Origin of the sequence: Kitasatospora sp. NBC_00374 (genome assembly GCF_041434935.1) — a bacterium.
Classification (GTDB): domain Bacteria; phylum Actinomycetota; class Actinomycetes; order Streptomycetales; family Streptomycetaceae; genus Kitasatospora.
In genome coordinates this window covers 1,571,925-1,592,309 of the sequence record NZ_CP107964.1, presented here as the reverse complement: position 1 = coordinate 1,592,309, position 20,385 = coordinate 1,571,925, and the positions used below count along the sequence as shown (strand labels likewise).

Below are 20,385 nucleotides of genomic sequence, written 5' to 3'. Positions count from 1 at the left end.
CCCCGCGGCCGGCGGTGCCTGATGAGCCGCACCCCGCTGCCACTGCGCGCCGACCGGCGACGTGCCCCGCTCTCCTACGCCCAGCAGTCCATCTGGCGGACCGAGCAGCGCACTCCGGGAACCGCCCTGCACAACGAGACCGCCGCCTTCCGGCTCACCGGCCCGGTCGACGCCCGGGCGCTGGAGAACACGCTCGCGGCCCTCGCCGAGCGGCACGAGATGATGCGCTGCCACGTGCTGGTGGCCGAGGGCGAGCCGTACCAGGCCTTCGCCGACGGGGTGCGCCCGGCCGTCCTGCAGACCGACCTGGCCGGGGTGCCGGCCCGGGAGCGCGAGGCCCGGCTGGCCGAGGCGGTCGCCGAGGCCTCGGCCCGGCCCTTCGCCCCGGACCGCCCGCCGCTGATGCGCTGCCATCTCCTGCGGCTCGCCGAGGACGAGCACCTGCTGCTCTTCGTCGCCCACCACATCCTGGTCGACGCCTGGGGATTCGGGGTGTTCCTGGAGGCCCTGACCGCCGAGTACGCCGCCCGGTGCGGCGGCGGGACGGGCGCCCCGGAAGCGGCGCCGACCGGGCCCGACTTCGGTGACTACGCCGCCTGGCAGCGCACCGACACGGACGGCCGCGAGCGGGATCTCGCCCACTGGCGGGACCGGTTCACCGGCGAACAGCCCGTCACCGGGCTGCCCCGGGACGTGCCGGCCCCGCACGACCTGGTCGGCGCCGCGGAGCCCACCGCCACCGTCGAGCGGGCCGACGACGTCGCCGGCGCGCTGCACCACTTCACCCTGCCCGCCGACCTGGCCACCGAACTCGCCGTCCTGGGCCGCGCGCAGCTGGCCAGCCTGCCGACCGTCCTGCTGACCGCGTTCTGCGCCGTCCTCGGCCGCTTCACCGGGAAGACCGACCTGATCGTCGGCATGCCGGTGGCCACCCGCAACCGACCCGCGCTCGCCCAGGTGGTCGGCCCGCTGCTCAACCTGATCGCCCACCGCAGCGACCTCGGCGGCGAGCTGACCTTCCACGAGGCGCTGGCACGCACCCGGGAGGCGCTCAAGGCCGACCTGCGGCACCGCGGGACGCCGTTCGACGTGGTCGTCGAGGACCGGGCCGCGGCCGGCTGGCCGCCGGTGTTCCAACTGATGTACGCCTACCACAGCGGCCCCACCAGCACCCTCACGCTGCCGCACGCGGTTGTCACCCCGGCGCCCTCGCACAGCGGCACCGCCAAGTACGACCTGTCCTTCTTCGTCCGCCCCAGGCCCTCCGGGGAGCTGGAGGCCACGCTGGAGTACCGCACGGCCACCCTCTCGCCCGACACGGTGGCGGGGCTCGCCGAGGCGCTGACCTGCCTGCTGCGTGCTGCGGCCGCGTGGCCGGACCGCCCCCTGGCGGAGCTGCCGGTACTCACCGATGCCGGATTCCGGCGCGTGGTCGAGCAGTTCAACGTCGTCGACACGGCCCACCCGGACCGGGACGCCGTCCCGGCCCTGCTGCGCCACCTCGCCCGGCAGGACGGCGCGGCGCCCGCCGTCGCGGACGAGGACCGCGTGTTCAGCCGGGCCGAGGCCGACGGCGCGGCCGACCGGGTCGCCGCCCGGCTCGCGTCCGGGTACGGGGTGCGGCCCGGTGACCGGGTCGCCCTGCGGGTGCGGCGCGGTGCCGAGCTGGTGCCGTTGATCACCGGCATCTGGCGGGCCGGCGCCGTCCTGGTGCCGCTGGACGAGGCGCTGCCCGCGGCGAGGGCCCGCCACATGCTGGCCGACAGCGGCGCCGGGGTGCTGGTCACCGACCGGACGGCGGGGGAGGACGGCGTGGCCGAGGCGGTCGCCGCCGACCTCCTCGCGGAGGGCCCGGTCGGACCGGTGCCCTTCCCGGACGGGCCGGCCGGGGACGCGCTCGCCTACCTGATGTACACCTCCGGGTCCACCGGCCTGCCCAAGGGCGTCGCCGTCCCGCACTCCTGCGTGGCGAACCTGCTGTCCGGCATCGTGCGCCGGCCGGGCATCACGTCGGCGGACACCCTGCTGGCCGTCACCTCGATCACCTTCGACATCTCCGTCCTGGAGCTGTTCGCCCCCCTGGTGGCGGGCGCCCGCGTGGTGGTCGCGGCGCGTGAGAGCGTCCGGGACGCGACCGCCCTCGGCGCCCTGATCGCCGCGCACCGGCCGACCCTGATGCAGGCCACCCCGTCGTTGTGGCGCGGTCTCCTCGACGGCGGCTGGGCGGGCGCAGCCGGGCTGCGCGCGCTCAGCGGGGGAGAGGCGCTGGACGCCGCGCTCGCCGGCCGCCTGGTGGAACGCTGCGCCGAGGTGTGGAACCTGTACGGCCCGACCGAGACCACCATCTGGTCCACGGCCGGGCGGGTCCTGCCCGGCGAGCCGGTCACGGTCGGACGTCCGGTCGCCCGCACTGCCTGCTACGTGCTCGACCGGTACCTGCGGCCGGTGCCGCGAGGCGCGGTCGGCGAGCTGGTGATCGGCGGCGCCGGGGTGACGGCCGGCTACTGGAACCGGCCGGAGCTGACTGCGGCGGCCTTCGTTCCGGACCCGGTGCGTCCCGGCGGCGGCACCGTCTACCGCACCGGCGACCTCGCGCGGCACCTGCCCGACGGGCGGATCGCCGTCCTCGGCCGGGCCGACCAGCAGGTCAAGATCCTCGGCCACCGGGTGGAGACCGGGGAGATCGAGGCGCTGCTCACCGCCCACCCCCGGGTGCGGCAGGCAGCCGTGGTCGTCGACCGCGCGCACCCCGCGGGACCGCGGCTCGCGGCCTTCGTCGTGCCGGGCACCGGCTCCCGCGGGCTGTCGCGGGAACTGCGCACCCATCTGCGAGAGCGGCTGCCGGCGGCCGTCGTCCCGGCGGTCCTCGCCGAACTGGCCGAACTGCCGCTGAACACCAGTGGCAAGGTCGACCGGCCGGAGCTCGTCCGCGCGGCAGCGGGCCTCACCGGCGGGATCGTCACCGAGGCCCCGACGACCGCCACCGAGCGGGCTCTGGCCCCGCTCTGGGCCGAGGCCCTCGGACTGGAGGCCGAGCAGGTCGGGCGGCACGACGACTTCCTCGCCCTCGGCGGCAACTCCATCTCCGCGACCCGGCTGCTCGCCGGGGCGCGCGCCGCCCTCGGCGGCGCCCCCTCGCTGGCCGGCTTCTATGCCGACCCGACGCTCGCGGCCCTCGCCCTCGGTGTGGAGCGGACGCCCGCACCGGACGCCGCCGCGCCCCGGGAGCCGGTCCCGGACGGCCCGCTCCCGCTCACCGACCAGCAGCGCCAACTCTGGCTGCTCGACCGCCTCGACCCGCACTCCCCGGCCTACCACCTGTCCGGCCGGGTCCGCCTCGACGGCCCGCTGGACGTGGCGGCACTGGACGCGGCGCTCGGGGAGCTGGCCGACCGGCACGAGGTGCTCGGCGCCCGCTGCGAACTCGCCGACGGCCGGCCCGTCCTGGTCCGCCGCTCCGCTCCGGTCCGGCTCACCGTCCTCGAACTGCCGGACGAGGAGAGCGCGTTCACCGAGGCGACGCAGGCGGAGGTCGCCCGGCCGTTCGACCTCGCGGAGGGTCCGCTGCTGCGCGCCGTCCTGCTCCGTTCCCCCGAAGGCCGCCGCGAGCTCGTCCTGACCGCCCATCACATCGCCGTCGACGGCTGGTCGATCGGCGTCGCGGTGCGGGACCTCGCCGCGCTGTACGCAGCCCGTACCGGCGCCGGCGAGGCGCCGGCCGCCCCCGTGGTCGGATACGCCGAGTACGCGGCCGCGCAGCGGCACGACGACGGGCACCTGGCCTACTGGACGCAGCGGCTGGACGGCTACGCCGGCCGACTGGAGCTGCCCGGCGACGGGACACGGCCGCACACCCCGGCGGGCCGGACACCGTTCGGCCTCGACCCCGAACTCACCGCCCGGCTCCGCGCGGTGGCCGCCGACCTGCGTACCACGCCGTTCACCGTCCTGCTCACGGCGTTCGCGGCCCTGCTCGGCCGGTGGGCGGGCGCCGACGACGTCGTGGTCGGCATCCCGGTCGCCAACCGCGACCGCGCCGAACTCGACGACGTGGTCGGCACCCTGGTGACCACGCTGCCGGTCCGGCTCGACGTCGCCCCCGGCAGCGGCTTCGCCGGGCTGGTCGCACGCACCGCCCGGACCCTCGCAGCCGACCTCGACCGCCCGCTGGTCGCGATGGACCGGCTGGCCGCCGGGCTCGGCGCGGCCCGCGACCCCCGCGGACCGGCGCTGGTCCAGGCCGTGCTGGTCTGGCAGGACGCGCCGCCGGCGGAGCTGCGCCTCGGCGCCGCCCGGGGTGAACTGCGGCCGGTGCTGCCGCCGGTGGCCAAGTACGACCTGGTACTCGCCCTCGACGAGCGCCCCGACCGGGTCGGCGGAGTCCTGGAGCACGACGGCCGCCGGCTCGGCCCGGAGGCCGCAGCCCGCTTCGCCGCCCAGCTGGACACCCTGCTGCGGGCCGCGCTCGCCGACCCCGGGGCCCCGTTGGACGCCGTGGAGCTCGCGGACCGCCCGGCGCGGCCGGCCCGGCCCTTCGGCGCCGCCCGTGCGGAGCATCCGACCCCGCTCCACGAGCTGTTCCGCCGTCAGGCGGCGGCGAGTCCCGACGCGGAGGCCGTACGCCACGACGGCGACGTCGTGCACTACCGGACGCTGGACGCCTGGACCGACGCGATCGCCGTCCAGCTCGCCGAACGCGGCGCGGGACCGGGCGGGTTCGTGGCCGTCCTGGTGCCCGCCGGCGCGGTGCAGAGCGCCGCCGTCCTCGGCGTGGCCAAGACCGGTGCGGCGTTCGTCGTCCTCGACCCGGCGGACACCGCCCCGCGGATCGGCGCGGTCGTCGACGATGTCCGTCCGACGTGCGTACTGGCGACGGCGGAGACGCTGGCCCGCCACCCCGAGCTGGGCGGGGCGGACGGCTTCGCCGGCGTCCCGGTGGCCCTGCTGGACGCCGCCGGCCGTACCACCGACCGGCCCCTGCCCGACCCGGGGACGACCGGGGCCGACCCGTTCTGCCTCGTCTACACCTCCGGTTCCTCGGGCGCCCCGAAGGGCATCGTGCTCTCGCACGCCGCCTTCGCCCAGTTCGCCTCCTGGCAGCGGGAGTCGCTGGCGATCGGGCCCGGGAGCCGGGTCGCCCAGTGGGCGCCGTTCACCTACGACGCCGCCTACACCGAGGTCCTGGTGGCGCTGTGCTCCGGTGCCACGCTCTGCCTGCCGCCGGACGGCGCCCGCCGGGACCCGCTGGCGATCGTCGAGTGGTTGCGCGACGAGCGGGTCGCGGTGTTCGAGACGGTGCCCGGTTTCTTCCGGCTGGTCACCGCGGCCCTGGATGCCGGGGGCGGAGCGCTCCCGCAGCTGCGCCACGTCCTGCTGTCGGGCGAGGCCCTGCCGCCGGCCCTGGCGGACGCCTGGGCGGACCGCCCGGACGGTCCGCGGCTGCACAACAACTTCGGGCCCACCGAGTGCATCCTCGCCACCCACCGGATGCTCGCTCCGGGCGAGCGGTTCCCGGAAGGCGTCCCGATCGGGCGGCCGATCCCGGGCCGCGAGGTCCTGGTGCTGGACCGCCACGGCCGGCCCTGCCCGGTCGGGGTCGCCGGTGAGATCCACCTGCGCAGCGACTTCCTGGCCGGGGCGTACCACCGGCGCCCCGAGGAGACCGCGAAGGCGTACGTCGCCGACCCGTGGCAGCCGGACGGCCGGCTCTACCGCACGGGGGACCTCGGCCGCTGGCTGCCGGACGGCGACCTCGCCTTCCTCGGCCGGATCGGCCGACAGGTGAAGATCCGCGGCAACCGGGTCGAACTCGACGGCGTGGAGGCGGTGCTGGAGGCCCACCCGGAGGTGGGCGAGGCCGCTGTCACGGTGCACACCGTCGGCGGGGCACAGCGCCTGGTCGGCTACGCCGTCGTCGCCACCGGGGCCACCGGGGTCACCGGGGCCGACCTGAGGGCCCACCTGGCCCGGCGGCTGCCCGCCGCCGCCGTCCCGGACACCGTGGTGCTGCTGGACGCGATGCCCCGCACCCGCACCAACAAGCGTGACCGCAACCGCCTGCCCGTGCCCGACGCCCCGGCGCCCACCGCCGACGCGGCGCCGCTCGCCGGGGTCGAGCAGCTGATCGCCGACGGCTGGCGCCAGGTGCTCGGCGGCGGGCCCGTCGGCCGGCACACCAACTTCTTCGAAGCGGGCGGCAACTCGATGCTCGCGGCGATCCTCCAACTGGACCTGGCCAAGCGGCTGGGCCGCGAGGTCCGCTTGGTGGACCTGTTCACCCGGCCCACGATCGCGGACTTCGCCGCCGCCCTGAACGCGGCGGCCGATCCGCCGTCCGAACGGCCGTCCGGCGCGGAGGCGCGCGGCGTGCGACGCCGGGCGGCGCTGCGCGGCCGGACCCGGACCTGACCGAACATCCGAAACGAACCTGAGAGGACCGACCACATGGACGTCGAGAGCGTGATGGCCGAACTGCGGGAGACCGTGGGCGGCGAGGACCTGGAGCGGGTCGAGGAGTGCCTGCGGATCCTCACCGGGGAGCAGGCCCCCGAGTACCTGCACGAGGACCAGGAGCCCACCCGGCTGTTCTTCCCCGGAATCAGCGCCCTCCCCTGGCACGACACCGCCGCCCAGCCGTGGGTGGCCGGTGTCGAGGCGCGGTACGGGGAGATCCTCGCCGAGTTCACGGCGCTGCGCGAGGGACAGGCCCGGTTCGCACCGTACGAGGACCTGTACACCAAGGAACTGGGCTGGCAGGGCTGGGACACCTACCAGCTGTACCGCAACGGTGTCTGGACGGACGAGGCCGCCGAGCGCTGCCCGGCGACCCGGGCCGCCCTGGACGCCACTCCGCACGGCCCGCGCGACGGGATGTTCACCATCCTCAACCCCGGTGCCCACATCACCCCGCACACCGGGGGCGTGAACCTGCTGCTCACCGCCCACCTGCCGCTGGTCGTCCCGGACGGCTGCGCGATCACGGTCGGCGACGACCAGCGCGGCTGGGAGGAGGGCAAGGTGATCCTCTTCGACGACAGCTTCATCCACGAGGCGTGGAACCGGGGCACCGACCGGCGGGCCGTGCTGCTGTGGGACGTCTGGCACCCCGAGCTGACCCCGGTCGAGGTCCGCGCGCTCGAGTTCCTGATGCCGCGCTTCCAGCGGTACTTCACCGCCGCCTGACGCCCCGGCGGCTGCTCCCACGCCCGTTCGCGGCGCGCCCACCATCTTTGGACGGAGAAGACCTTGAACGAACACCAGCCGGCTCCGGAGGAGCCGAACGACCCGGCCTACGACGGCCGCGTGGCCATCGTCGGCATGTCCGGCCGCTTCCCCGGCGCCGACTCCGCCGACGGTCTGTGGGAGCTGCTCGCCGCGGGCGCCGAGACGGTGCGCCGCTTCACCCCCGACGAACTGCGCGCCGACGGCGTGCCGGACGCCGAGGCCGCCCGGCCGGGATACGTCCCGGCCAAAGGCGTGCTGGACGACCCGGCGGGCTTCGACTCGCCGCTGTTCGGCTACGGCGCGCTGGAGGCCTCGGTCATCGACCCGCAGCAGCGGATCTTCCTGGAGTGCGTCTGGGAGGCGCTGGAGGACGCCGGCTGCGACCCGGAGCGGGCGACCGGCCCGATCGGCGTCTACGCGGGCTCGATGCTCAGCACGTACCTGATCCACAACCTGGTGCCGCGCACCGACCTGGCGGCCTCGGTCGGGATGCCGATGATCCTGCACGGCAACACCCCGGACGGGCTGGCCACCCGGGTGGCGTACAAGTTCGACCTGCGCGGCCCCGCGGTGAGCGTCCAGACCGCCTGCTCCACCTCCCTGGTCTCGGTGCACCTGGCCGCGCAGTCGCTGCTCTCCCAGGAGTGCGATCTGGCGCTCGCGGGCGGGGTCACCGTGACCGTCCCGAACCGCTCGGGCTACCTGCCCGTGCCCGGCGGTATCGAGTCCGCGGACGGGCACTGCCGGCCCTTCGGCGCCGAGGCCAACGGGACGGTGTTCAGCAACGGCGCCGGTGTCGTGGTGCTCAAGCGGCTGGCCGACGCGCTCGCCGACGGGGACCGGATCCACGCCGTGATCCTCGGCTCGGCGGTCAACAACGACGGCGCCGCGAAGGTCGGTTACACCGCGCCCGGGTTCACCGGCCAGCGCGACGTGATCCGCGAGGCGCTGTCGGTCTCGGACGTCGACCCGCGCAGCATCGGCTACGTGGAGGCGCACGGCACCGGCACCGCGGTGGGCGACCCGGTCGAGGTCGCCGCGCTCACCGCCGCCTACCGGGACGCCGGGGCCGACACCGGAACCGGTTGGTGCGCGCTCGGCTCCGTGAAGTCCAACCTCGGCCACCTGGACGCGGCGGCCGGTGTCACCGGCCTGATCAAGACCATTCAGGTACTCAAGCACGCGCGCATCCCGGCCACCCTGCACGCTACCCCCGCCAACCCCGAACTCGGTCTCGCCGAGAGCCCGTTCTACCTTCCGGACGCCCCACGCGAGTGGCCCGCCGGGCAGGGGCCGCGGCGCGCCGCCGTGAGCGCCTTCGGCATCGGTGGCACCAACGCGCACCTCGTCCTGGAGCAGGCACCCCGGGCAGCCGGGCGGGAACCCGCCGCGGTGCCGGCCCTGCCGGTCGCCCTGCCGATCTCCGCGCAGACCGCCGGCGCGCTCGACCGGGTCGCCGAGCGCCTCGCCGACGACCTGGCCGCCCACCCCGACCGGCCGCTCGCCGACGTCGCCCGCACGCTGCGGGACGGCCGCCGCAGGCTCGCCCACCGCCGCGTCGTTGTCGCCGACGGCACCGCCGCCGCGGTGGCCGCCCTCCGGGCCGCGCACCGCCGCGACACCGTCCAGGCCCGGGGCGAACGCGGTGACACACCCGTCGCTTTCCTGCTGCCCGGTCAGGGCGCCCAGTACCCGCGCATGGCCCTCGGCTTGTACGAGGCGCACCCGGTGTTCCGCGCGGCCCTGGACGAGGCCGCGGAGCTCCTGCGCCCCCACCTCGGCCGGGACCTGGTCGAGGTGCTGCGCGAGGCGGACGAGGCGGAGCTGCGGCGCTCCTCGGTCACCCAGCCCGCCGTGCTCGCCGTCGGCTACGCGCTGGCGAAGCAGTGGGAGCACTGGGGCGTGCGCCCGACCGCGCTGCTCGGGCACAGCCTGGGCGAGCTGACCGCGGCCCTGCTCGCCGGGGTGTTCGACCTCGCCGACGCGCTCGCCCTGGTGGCCGTCCGAGGCCGGCTGATGGAGCAGACCGAGCCCGGCGCGATGCTCGCCGTGCCGCTCGCCGAGCCCGACGCCGCCGCCCTGGCCGCCGCGCACGGCCTGTCCACGGCCGCCGTCAACGGTCCCGAGGCCGCCGTGCTCGCGGGCCCGGTCGAGGCCGTCGAGGCCGCCGAGGCCGAGCTGCGCGGGCGCGGGCTGCACCCCTTGCGCCTCCCGGTGGACCGCGCGTTCCACAGCGAGCTGTGCCGCCCGGCCGCCGAGGCGTTCGCCGCCGAGCTGGCCAAGGTCACGCTGCGCGCGCCGCAGGTCCCGTTCGTCTCCAACCTGACCGGCACCTGGGTGACGGACGAGCAGGCCGTCGACCCGGCCTACTGGGCGGCGCAGATGCTCGCACCGGTGCGCTTCCACGACGGCGTCCGACTGCTGCTCGCCGCCGACCGCCCGCCCGTGCTCGTCGAGGCCGGTCCGGGCAGTGTGCTGACCGACCTGGTGCGGTCCGCGTCCGGCCGCGACACGGCGGTCACCGTCGCCCACCCGCCGCTGCCCTCGCGCGGCCGGCGCGCCGAGCACGACGACGCCCGGCACGCCGTCCTCTCGCTCGGCGACCTCTGGGCGCACGGCGCCACCGTCCGCTGGGAGCCGCTCGCCGACGCCCGTCCGGCCGACCTGCCCGGCTACCCCTTCGAGCGGCAGCCGCACTGGATCGAGCCGTACCCGGCCGGTCGTCCGGCGCCCGCCGCCGCGCGCCCGGTCGACGCCGTGCACGGCCGGATCGGCTGGCGGCCCGTCGACGACGAGACCGCCACCGACCCGCTGTCCGAGCGCCGCCACAGCTGGCTCGTGTTCCTCGACCGGGAGGCGCGGGCGCAACCCGTCGTCGACCTGCTCACCGCCCGCGGACAGATCGTCACGGTCGTCCGGCCCGGCCCCGAGTACCGCCGCGTCCGCCGGGGCGTCTACGAGCTCGACCCCGCCGACCAGGCCCAGTACAACCGGCTCTTCGCCGACCTGCGCGCGCTCGTGCGCACACCCACCGCCGCCCTGTACGCGTGGGGGCTGGACGCGGCGGACGGGCACGAGGACGAGGCCCACCTGCGCCTGGTCCGGGTGGCCCGGGCGATGACCGCCGAGCGCGTGGTGAACGAGGTGCGGCTCGGCGTGCTCACCGCCGGGGCGTTCCGCACCGCCGACGGGGAGCCGGTCGAGCCGGCCGCCGCACTGTTGAGCGGCCTGGTGCAGGTCCTCCCGGAGGAGTACCCGAACCTCGTCTGCACCCAGGTCGACCTCGCCCGGGACAGCACCGCCGAATTCGCCCAGGACACCGTGCGCGCCCTGCTCACGGCGCCGGCCAGGCTCCTGGCGCTCCGGGAGCGGAGCCTGGGCGGGAACGGCCTGTTCACCCGGGTCGTCGAGCACGTCGAGCGCCCCGTCCCGGCCGGCTCCGGCCGACTGCGGCACGGCGGCACCTACGTGATCACCGGTGGCCTCGGCGGAATCGGGCTGGTCCTGGCCGGGCACATCGCTCGTGCCTGCTCCGCCCGGCTGGTCCTGATCGGCCGCGGCCCGGCCCCGGTGGACGGCCCGGCGGCCGAGGCGCTCGCCGCGCTGACCGGCGCCGGCGCCGAGGTCCTGACCCTGCAGGCCGACGTCACCGACCGAGCCGCGCTGGAGCGGGCGCTGGACGCGGCCCGCGAGCGGTTCGGCCGCATCGACGGTGTCGTGCACGCCGCCGGCCTGCCCGGCGGCGGATCGATCGAGCTGCGGACCGACGAGGAGATGCGCGCCGTCCTCGCCCCCAAGACGACGGGCACCCGGAACCTGCTCGCCGCGCTGCGCCCCGACGAGGCCGACGTCCTGGTGCTCTGCTCCTCGGTGGCCGCGCTGGTGCCCACCTACGGGCAGGCCGACTACACCGCCGCCAACGCCTACCTCGCCGCCGTCGCCGAGGCGGAGGGAGCCCGCGGCGGCCGCCACGTCGTCGCGGTCGACTGGGACACCTGGGCCCAGGTCGGCATGGCCGTCCGCACCGAACTGCCGTCGGACCTCGCGGGTGTGCGGTCCGCCATGCTCGACGGGGCGATCACTCCGGACCAGGGCGCCCGCGCCTTCGCCGCCGTGCTGGACGGCCCGGCGGGCCGCGCCGTCGTCGCCCGGGCCGGCGCCGCCGACGGGACCGGCGGGTTGCGGCTGTCCGCCGTCGCCGCGGTCACCGGCCCCGCCGTCGCACTGCCCCGGCCCGACCTGGCCACCCCGTACGCCGCGCCGCGTACCGAGACCGAGGAGCGGCTGGCCGCGATCTACGCCGAACTCCTCGGCTTCGACCGGGTCGGCGTCCACGACGAGTTCCTGGAGCTGGGCGGTCACTCGCTGCTGGCTGCCAGGGTCGGCGCGCGGCTGCGCGCAGAGTTCGAGGTCGACATCCCCGCCCGACTGTTCTTCGAAGGCGGCCGGGTCGCCGACCTCGCGATCGAGATCGAGGACAGCATCCTCGCCGAACTGGAGCGCCAGTGAGTACCGAACCGCAGCCGCCCGCCGAGGGCGGCACCCCGGGCCGGGCCGACCGGCTGGCCCGGCTGAGCCCCGAGCAGCGCGCCCGCTTCAATGCCAGGATCCGCGGCGACGCCGCGTCCGCCCACCAGGCCTCGGCCACGCCCGACCGGGCGATCGGACCCCGCGACCGAGGCGTCCCGGCACCGCTGTCGGCGGGCCAGGAGCGGCTCTGGTTCCTGGAGCAGCTCAGCCCCGGGCTCGCCGTCCACAACGAGGCGGTGGCCCTGCGGCTCACCGGCCCGCTCGACGCCGCCGCCCTGGACACCGCGCTGACCTCGCTGGTCGTCCGCCACGAGGCCCTGCGCAGCGTCGTGGAGAACCTGGACGGCACCCTCGTCCAGCGGGTGTCGGAAGCACCGGCCACCGTGCTGCGGACCGTCGACCTGCCGGCCGGCGCCCCGGCCGGAGCCGAGGACGACCTGGCCAGGGAGGAGGCGGCCCGGCCGTTCGACCTCGCGCGGGGGCCGTTGTTCCGGGCCCTGTTGATCCGGTCGACGCCGGGATCGGCCCTGCTCGTCGTGGTCAACCACCACATGGCCGGGGACGCCTGGTCGCGGTCCGTCCTGGTAGGCGACCTGTGCGCCGCCTACCGGGCGCAGGTCGAGGGCGGCGCACGGCAGCAGCCCCCGGCGGTCCAGTACGGGGACTGGGCCGTGTGGCGCAGCCGTGAGGCGACCGAGGAGCGTCTGGCCGCCCCGCTCGCCCGGCTGCGCGACCGGCTGGCCGGAGCGCCGCTCCTGCTCGACCTCGCCACCGACCGGCCCCGCCCGGCGGTGCCGTCCTTCCGCGGCGGCCGGGTCCGGTTCACCCTGGACGCGGCCACCACCGCGTCCGTCGAGACGCTGGCCAAGGCCGCCAAGGCGACCCCGTTCATGGTGATCCTGGCCGCCTGGAACGCCGTGCTGATGCGCCACTCCGGGCAGCAGGACATCGTCGTCGGCGTTCCGACCGCCGGCCGGGACCGGCCCGAACTGGAGAGCGCCGTCGGCATGTTCGTCAACAGCCTGGTGCTGCGCACGGACCTCTCCGGCGACCCGGCCTTCGACGAGCTGCTGGCCAGGGTCCGCACCGACGCCCTGGACGCCTTCGCCGACGCCCAGGTCCCGTTCGAGCGGATCGTCCGCGAGCTCCAGCCGGACCGCGATCTCAGCCACTCGCCGGTCTACCAGGCCCAGTTCGGCTACCGGAACGTCCCCGCCCCGAGCTTCTCGCTGCCCGGCGTCATCGTCGAGCCGGTCGAACTGGACTACGGGCTCTGCCGCACGGACCTCGACCTGGACCTCGCGCTCGACGGCGAGACCACCGCCGGCCTCTGCGAGTACAGCCGGGACCTCTTCGACGAGGCGACGGTCGCCACCCTCACCGAGACCCTGGTCCGGGTCCTGCGCCGGGGCACGGCCGACCCGCGGCTGCGGCTCTCCGAGCTGCTCGAACTCACCCCGGTGGAACGGGCGCTGCTCGACGCCTCCGCCGACGGCGGCGAACTGCCCGCCGGCGCCCAGGACGTCATCGCCTCGTTCGCCCGGGTGGTGGCCGAGCGGCCGCAGGACACCGCACTCGTGGCCGGCGGGCAGGAGCTGACGTACCACCGGCTCGACCTCAGGGTGCGGGAGATCCAGCATGGCCTGGCCGAAGCCGGGGTCCGCCCCGGCGACCGGGTGGGGCTGTGCCTGCGCCGCGGCAGCGACCTCCCCGCCGCCATGCTCGCCGTGCTGCGCGCCGGCGCCGCCTACCTGCCGCTCGACCCCGACTACCCGGCCGCCCGACTCGCGTACGTCATCGAGGACGCCCGGCCCGCAGTCGTGGTCACCGACGGCAGCGCCCGCGCCGCCGTCCCGGGCGGGGCGCCGGTGCTCGACCTCGACCGGTTGCCGCTCGGAGCCGGGGCCCCGGATCCGGCGGCCGACGACGCCCCCGAAGCCGCCGCGTACGTCATCCACACCTCCGGCTCGACCGGGCAGCCCAAGGGCGTGGTGGTACGCCGCCGCAACCTCACCGCCTTCCTGGCCGCGATGGACCGCGTCGTGGACACCGGGGCCGAGCCGGTGACCTGGCTCGCCGTCACCAGCGTCTCCTTCGACATCTCCGTCCTGGAGCTGCTGTGGACGCTGAGCCGGGGCCACCGGGTGGTGCTCAGCCCCGACGCCGGCGCGCCGACCGGCCCGGACGGCACCGCCACCCCCGGGTTCAGCCTGTTCTACTTCGCCAGCGACCCGGCCGACAGCACCCCCGGCCCGGACCGCTACCGGCTGCTGATGGACGGCGCCCGGTTCGCCGACGAGCACGGATTCGACGGCGTCTGGCTGCCCGAACGGCACTTCCACGACTTCGGCGGCTCCTACCCGGCGCCCTCGGTGCTCGCCGCCGCCGTCGCCCAGGTCACCCGCCGGGTGGGGATCCGGGCCGGCAGCGTCGTCCTGCCGCTGCACCACGTGGCGCGGGTCGCCGAGGAGTGGTCGGTGGTCGACAACCTGTCCGACGGGCGGGTCGGCCTGTCCTTCGCCTCCGGCTGGCACGTCGACGACTTCCTGCTCGCCAAGGACGCCTACGAGGACCGCCACCGGCTCACCGTCGACGCGATCGACCGGGTGCGGCGCCTGTGGCGCGGCGAGAAGCTGGCCTTCGAGGCCCCCGGTGGACGGACCGTCGAGACCGGCGTACTGCCCAGCCCCGTCCAGCCCGAACTGCCGTTCTGGCTCACCTCCTCCGGCAGCGCCGACACCTGCCGCCGCGCCGGCGAGATCGGCGCCCGGCTGCTGACCCACCTGCTCGGCCAGAGCGTCGACGAACTCGCCGAACGGATCGCCGACTACCGGACCGCCTGGCAGGAGGCCGGCCACCCCGGCGAGCCCCACGTCACTGTCATGGTCCACACCTTCGTCGGCGCCGACGCCGACGAGGTCCGCGCCCAGGCCCGGCAGCCGTTCCGCGACTACCTGCGCTCCTCGCTCGGGCTGATCGCCAACCTGGCCAAGGGCCTCGGACTGGACATCCGGGCCGCCGACTTCAGCACGGAGGACGAGGAGGCCCTGCTCGACCACGCCTGCGCGCGCTACCTGCGGGGCGGCTCGCTGATCGGCACCGCCGAGGACTGCCTGCCGCTCGTCCAGCGGCTCGGCTCGATCGGTGTGGACGAGATCGCCTGCCTGGTCGACTTCGGTGTGCCCGCCGAAGCCACCCTGGCGGCCCTGCCCAGGCTCGACGCCCTGCGCCGCGCGGCGGCGCAGGCCCGTCCGGCGGTCGGCGCACCGGCCGCGGCCGACGCCGCGCTGACCGGCCTGATCCGGCAGTACGGCGTCACCCACCTGCAGTGCACCCCGTCGCGGGCCCGGGCCCTGCTCGACGAGGCCGACACCGCCGCGCTCGGCGGCCTGCGCACCCTCCTGCTCGGCGGCGAGAGGCTCGACGCCGACCTCGCCCGGCAGCTCGCCGGACACACCGGCGCGGACCTGCTCAACATGTACGGTCCCACCGAGACCACGGTCTGGTCGACCTTCGACCGGGTGGACCCGGCGGCCCCCGTCACCATCGGCCGCCCGATCGCCGGCACCACGGCCCGCGTGCTGGACGAGCACGGCCGCCGCACCCCGGTCGGCGTGCCCGGCGAGCTGTACCTGGGCGGTGCCGGGGTCACGGCCGGCTACCTCGGCCGTGCCGAACTCACCGCGGAGCGCTTCCGGCCCGATCCTGACGCGGCCGACCCGGACGCCCGGCTCTACCGCACCGGCGACCTCGTCCGGGTCCGCCCCGACGGTCGGCTGGAGTACCTCTCCCGCAACGACCAGCAGGTCAAGATCCGGGGCTTCCGGATCGAGACCGGGGAGGTCGAGACGGCCCTCGCGGGGGTGCCCGGCGTCCAGCACGCCGTGGTCGCGGCCAGGTCGGACGGGCCGGGCGGGCTGCGCCTGGTCGGGTACCTGATCGCCGACGAGGGCGCGACGTTGGACCCGGCCGCCGTCCGGGCCCACCTCGCCGAACGGCTGCCCGGCTACATGGTGCCGTCCGTCTTCGTCGTCCTGGACGCGCTGCCGGTGACCGCCAACGGCAAGCTCGACCGGGCCGCACTGCCCGCGCCGGCCGCCGCCGGCACCCCGGGCGGGCGCGCGCCGCGGACGGTGCGCGAGGAGATCCTGCACGACCTGTTCGCCGAGGCCCTCGGGGTCGAGCGGCTGGGCATCGACGACGACTTCTTCCAGCTCGGCGGCCACTCGCTGCTGGCGATCCGCCTGGTCAACCGGATCCGCGCCACCGTGGACGCAGGCGCCGAGGTGCGGATGCTCTTCGAGGACCCGACGGTCGCCGGGCTCGCCGAACGCCTCGGTGCCGCCGCCGGCCGCCGCCGCCCGGCCGTGCTCGCGGTCGCCGACCGGCCCGCGTTCCTTCCCCTGTCCTCCGGACAGCGGCGGCTCTGGGTGCTCGACCAGCTGTCCGGTCCGAGCGGCACCTGGAACGACCCGATGGTCACCCGGATCGACGGCGTCCTGGACCACGCGGCGCTTGCCGCCGCCGTCCAGGACGTGACGGCGCGGCACGAGACCCTGCGCACGGTCTACCGGCAGCAGGGCGGTGAGCCGTACCAGTGGATCGTCCCGGCGGCGGAGGCCGTCGTCCCGGTGCGCACCGCCTCGTGCGAGCCGCACGAGGCGGACGCCCTCGTCGCCGAGGAGGCCACCCGCGCCTTCGACCTGGAGGCCGACCTGCCGATCCGCGTCCTGGTCGTGGAGACGGGCCCCGCGGAGTACACCCTGCTGGTGGTGCTGCACCACATCGCCACCGACGGCTTCTCGATCCGCCCGTTCTACCAGGACCTCTCGCTCGCCTACGCCGCCCGGCGCGAGGGCCGGCAGCCCGACTGGCAGCCGCTGCCCGTCCAGTACGCGGACTACACGCTCTGGCAGGCGGAGCTGCTCGGCGACGACCGCGACCGGGACGGCGAGGCGAACCGCCAACTCGGCTACTGGCGCGACACCCTGGCCGACCTGCCGGACGAGCTCGCACTGCCCTACGACCGGCCGCGCCCGGTCCGCCCGACCAACCGCGGCGACGCCGTCCACCTCCGCCTCGACGCGGCGGCCCACCGCAGTCTGCGGGAGGTGGCGAACCGGTACCACGCCACGGTGTTCATGGTCGCCCAGGCCGCGCTGGCCGCCGTCCTCGCCCGTTTCGGCGCGGGCGGCGACATCCCGCTCGGCACGGTGGTGGCGGGCCGCAGCGAGGAGGCGCTGGACGGACTCGTCGGGTGCTTCATCAACACCCTCGTGCTGCGTACCGACACCACCGGCGATCCGACCTTCGGCGACCTGCTCGCCAGGGTCCGGGACGCGGACCTGGCCGCCTACGAGCACCAGGACCTGCCCTTCGACCGCCTGGTGGAGGATCTCCAGCCCACCCGCTCGCTCGGCCGCCACCCGCTGTTCCAGGTGATGATCTCCTGGGCGGGGGCCACGGACGGCCTGCTCGGCCTGCCGGGGCTGCACTGCACCCCGGCGCCGGCCGAGTCCGAGGTGTCCCGATTCGACCTCGGGCTGCGCATCGACGAGCAGCCGGTCGGGTCGGGCGGGGAGAGCGAACTCGCCCTGTTGCTGCGGTACTCGGTGGACCTGTTCGACCGGGGGACGGCGCAGGAGGTCGGCGACCGGTTCGTCCGGTTGCTGCGGGCCGCGGCGCTCGCCCCGGAGACCAGGATCGGCGCGTACGACCTGCTCTCGGCCGACGAGGCGCGCGCGTTGGCGGAGTTCGACGCCACGGGCCCGGCGCAGGCGCCGTGCACGCTGCTGGAGGCCTTCGACCGGCAGGTGGCGGCCACCCCGGAGGCAGTCGCCGTCGACGACGGCGGCCGTGAACTGACGTATCGTCAACTCAGCTCATCTGCTGATAGGTTGGCAGCGGAGCTGATCGCGGCCGGAGTGGCGCCGCAGACGGCGGTGCCGATCCTGATGGAGCGCTCCGCCGAGATCCTGGTGGCCTTCCTGGCGGTCCTGCGGGCGGGCGGGAGCTACCTTCCGCTGCACACCGCCCACCCGTCGGCCCGGCTCCGCCGGACGCTCGCCGCCGAGACGTCCCCCGTGCTCCTGGTGAGCGAGGCCCTGCGCGAGCACGAACTCGTCCGGGAGCAGGCCGGGTCCGGACGCTCGGTGCTGGTGGCCGAGGCCGCCGTGGTGACCACCGGGGGTGAACCGCCCGCCTGGCCGCGGGTCCGGCCCGAGGACCTCGCGTACGTGATGTACACCTCGGGCTCGACCGGGGAGCCGAAGGGCATCGAGATCACCCACCAAGGCGTGGTGGACCTCGCGCTCGACCCGTCCTGGGAGGTCACCGCCGCCGACCGGGTGCTGTTCCAGGCGCCGCCCGCCTTCGACGGATCCACCTACGAGATCTGGGCGCCGCTGCTGGCCGGCGGACGGGTGGTCGTCGCCCCGCCGGGCGGCCTGGACGCGCAGCGGCTGCAGCACCTGGTCCGCGAACGCGGGCTCACCCGGGTGAGCCTGACGGCAGGCCTCTTCCGGGTGATCGCCGAGGACGCGCCCGAGGCGTTCGCCGGCCTCGCGGAGGTCACCACCGGCGGGGACGTCATCTCCGCGAACGCCGTCCGGCTGGTCCTGGACGCCTGCCCCGGCATCATCGTCCGCACCACGTACGGCCCGACCGAGATGACCCTCTGCGTCACCCAGCAGGGGTGGCGCGCCGGGGACGTGCTCGGCGCGGCGGTGCCGCTCGGCCGCCCGATGGGCGGCACCCGCGCCCGCGTCCTGGACCGCGACCTGCGGCCGGTGCTCCCCGGCCGCACCGGCGAGCTGTACCTGGCCGGCGCCGGCACCGCCCGGGGGTACCGGGGGCAGCCCGCCCTCACCGCCGAGCGCTTCGTCGCCGACCCGTACGGCGAACCGGGCGGGCGGATGTACCGCACCGGCGACGTGGTGCGCCGGACCCGCGAGGGCGAGCTGCAGTTCGTCGGCCGCACGGACGATCAGGTGAAGATCCGGGGATTCCGGATCGAGACCGGCGAGGTCGAGGCCGCACTGGTCGAGGCCCCGGGCGTGCGGCAGGCCGCGGTCCTCGCCCGCGAGGACCGGCCGGGGGACAAGCGCCTGGTCGGCTACCTGGTCGCGCGGGAGGGCGTCGTGCTGGACACCGCCGCGCTGACCGCGCGGCTCGCCGAACGGCTGCCGGACTACATGGTGCCCTCGGCACTGGTCCCGGTCGCGGCGCTGCCGTTGACCGCGAACGGAAAGGTGGACCGGGCCGCGCTGCCGGCGCCGGACTTCACGCGCAAGCCGGCTCGGCCCCCGGCCGCCGCCGCCCCGCCGCAGCATCACGAGTCGGCCGAACCGGCCGAGCAGACCGGCGTGTTCGCACGCATCCGAACCGCATTCGACGGGCGCACCCGGCGCCGCGAGACGACTGGAGGAACCACCAAGTGAAGATCCGAGGACTTCGCGTCGACACCCCCTTGGTTGAGGCAATGCTGGTCCGGGCGCCCGGAGTGAAACTCGCCGCGGCCGTCCTGCGGGACGACAGCCGCGGCGGGCAGCGACTGGTCGCCTACGTCGTGCCCCAGCCGGGCGTCGAGCTCGACCCGGTCGCGCTGCGCGCCTTCGTGGGCGACCGCCTGCCCGACCGCTACGTGCCGTCGGCCGTGGTCCCGCTGGCGTCCTTTCCCCTGACCGGCAACGGGAAGCTGTGCCGTTCGAGGCTCCCCGAGCCCGCGTACGGCCCGGTGGCGGGCAGCCGGCGCCCGCGGACGGAGGGCGAGGAGCGTCTCTGCGCACTCTTCGCGGAGGTTCTGGCGGCCGACGAGCCGGGCATCGACGACAACTTCTTCGACCTGGGCGGCGACGAGGCCGCGGCCGCCCGGCTGTTCGGCCGGATCTCGGCCGAACTCGGCCGGAGCGTCGACGCGGAAATGCTCGCCGGGACGCCCACCGTCGCCGGCCTCGCCCAGAGCCTCGACATCGGAAAGCCTGTGCGGGCCCCGATCCCGCCGAGCCGCTGGCGCAGCAAGATCAAGATCGATGGCTACCAACTCGCGCCCTGCGAGGTCGCGGCCACCCTGACCGCCGCTCCCGGCGTCCGGCACGCCGCGATCGGAGTCCGCGAGGACCAGCCCGGCAAGCGGCGCCTGGTCGGCTACGTCGTCCCCGAGCCCGACGAGGCCCTGGAGCCGGAGCAGGTGCAGGCCTACCTGGTCGAGAACCTGCCGCCGTACATGGTGCCCTCGGCCCTCGTCGTCCTGGACGCCCTGCCGATGACGAGGGACGGCATCCTCGACCGTCCCGCCCTGCCCGCGCCCGACCGGGACGGGGGGCTGGCCGACATGCGGCCGCGCAGCCGCGGCCAGGAGCAGCTGTCCAGGCTGTTCGCCGAGGTGCTCGGGGTGCCCGAAGTCCGCCTCGACGAAAGCTTCTTCGAGCTCGGCGGGCACTCCCTGCTGGCCATCCGGCTGACCAACCGGATCCGGGTGGAGTTCGGCGTCGAGATGGAGACCCAGACCGTCTTCGAGGCGCCCACCGTCACCGAGCTGGCCCGGCGGATCGAGACCGCCAAGCCGGCCCGCCCCAAGGCCGCCGCGAGCTAGGCCGCCCGCCCCGCCCCACCGCCCTCCCCGGCCACCGC

At 75.9% G+C, this 20,385-nt stretch carries 5 protein-coding genes; all 5 read left to right on the top strand.

The genetic code is table 11. The features are described 5' to 3' along the window. Nucleotides 1-21 precede the first annotated feature (21 nt). The 5 genes from OG871_RS07180 to OG871_RS07160 all read left to right on the top strand — a co-directional run bounded on the left by OG871_RS07180 (nt 22) and on the right by OG871_RS07160 (nt 20,347). Nucleotides 22-6,408 carry an amino acid adenylation domain-containing protein gene (locus OG871_RS07180; protein ID WP_371495129.1) on the top strand — a complete coding sequence of 2,129 codons (6,387 nt, stop codon included), beginning with the start codon at nt 22-24 and terminating at the stop codon, nt 6,406-6,408. Nucleotides 6,409-6,444: 36 nt separating this feature from the next. Then, nucleotides 6,445-7,182, top strand: coding sequence for an aspartyl/asparaginyl beta-hydroxylase domain-containing protein (locus OG871_RS07175; protein WP_371495128.1), 738 nt, complete (start codon nt 6,445-6,447; stop codon nt 7,180-7,182). Between the two features lie 63 nt (nt 7,183-7,245). After that, nucleotides 7,246-11,733 carry an SDR family NAD(P)-dependent oxidoreductase gene (locus tag OG871_RS07170; protein WP_371495126.1) on the top strand — a complete coding sequence of 1,496 codons (4,488 nt, stop codon included), beginning with the start codon at nt 7,246-7,248 and terminating at the stop codon, nt 11,731-11,733. Then, nucleotides 11,730-19,193, top strand: a complete 7,464-nt coding sequence (locus OG871_RS07165) for an amino acid adenylation domain-containing protein (RefSeq protein WP_371495124.1) — start codon at nt 11,730-11,732, stop codon at nt 19,191-19,193. The genes OG871_RS07170 and OG871_RS07165 overlap by 4 nt, the downstream gene beginning before the upstream one ends. Next, complete coding sequence (locus OG871_RS07160) at nt 19,190-20,347, top strand: phosphopantetheine-binding protein (protein WP_371495122.1); 1,158 nt, start codon at nt 19,190-19,192, stop codon at nt 20,345-20,347. Before OG871_RS07165 ends, OG871_RS07160 begins: the two co-directional genes overlap by 4 nt. Nucleotides 20,348-20,385: the final 38 nt, after the last annotated feature.